Genomic DNA, 1126 nt, shown 5'->3' with positions numbered 1-1126 from the left:
TGGCCGAAACCGCCGCTCTTTGATGTTGAGACCGCGTCTCTTACTTCGAGATACGCAGGTTGCTGAGTTCCTCACCGATGGTGTTGAAGTTATCGAGTAACTCATCGGCGCTTGTTGCTACAAAGGCGTGTTTGGGAGACGTCGCGCAGTTTTTCATGAGAGATGAACTTCCGTCCACAAGCAAGACAGTATAAACGATGACGCCAGCAGCCTTCATAGCCGTACAAACTTGGCTGGTCTTCGTGTTTTCCATGCCTGCGTAACCCCAGGTTTTTTCGGAAAGATATCCGCTGCCCTCCGTATGATACAGGGAATTATATCCTGGATCTCCCTCTTCAATTCCCTCTTCCTCCATACGCGAATAGGCGTTGTAGAAGCTACTTGACATTACATTCTCACCGTCGGTCATTAGAATAATGACCTTGTCCATATATTCTTCTCCATAATTCAATGGCAGAGTTGTATATCCCGTTGGGAGGTTTAGGGTGGAGGAATTATACCATAATCCATTCCAGCGTGGAGAGAGAAGCCGCCAACCCCACACCGCACCGATATTTACTGAAGTTCCTGAACTCGACGAAATCATGCTATTGATTGTCGCCTTAATCGTTGTTTTTTCGGCGGTGAGAGGAAGTATCGCTGGCGGACACTGCCTGTTAGGGCTTCTGCTTCCGGACCTTGTTACTCCGTCAGATTTCCACTTATTGTTATTATTATATCCTTCAGATGAACCGAAAAAAAACGGCACGAAATCATTCGCAGGTGGATCATCCGTCAAATCGACGGTTCCGCCGTTAAGGTCATCGCGCATTTCCACACAACCTTTCCAGCCATAAACCGTGTCATTCACACCATCCCCCGTAACGTCACGGCCAAGGGCGGTGTTATTGTAGTTATCTGCGGTGAATATACTCGTACTGTTGTTAAGAATATTATTTTTATAAGTTGTTTTCAGGAAGTCTATATTCTGAGGGCTAACATTAATCTGGGTTGTATAGGGGACAATTCCGACCCAAAGTTTATCCTGCGTCTCCTCAGCTCCGTAAAGGATATCGACAAGATTCTTTGCTGCGGTTTTTAATACGCTAATCCGCGTATTGCCATTGAGCCAAGAACCCATCGATCC

At 46.4% G+C, this 1126-nt stretch carries 1 pseudogene; it reads right to left on the bottom strand.

From position 1 onward, the window contains the following. Positions 1–40 precede the first annotated feature (40 nt). A pseudogene (locus P1U71_RS16410) lies at positions 41–1126 on the bottom strand (hypothetical protein); the annotation flags it as partial.

The sequence above is a fragment of the Sneathiella sp. genome (assembly GCF_029233945.1).
Classification (GTDB): Bacteria; Pseudomonadota; Alphaproteobacteria; order Sneathiellales; family Sneathiellaceae; genus Sneathiella.
The sequence above is the reverse complement of the archived record's forward strand: the minus strand, read 5'-3'. Positions and strand labels throughout refer to the sequence as shown.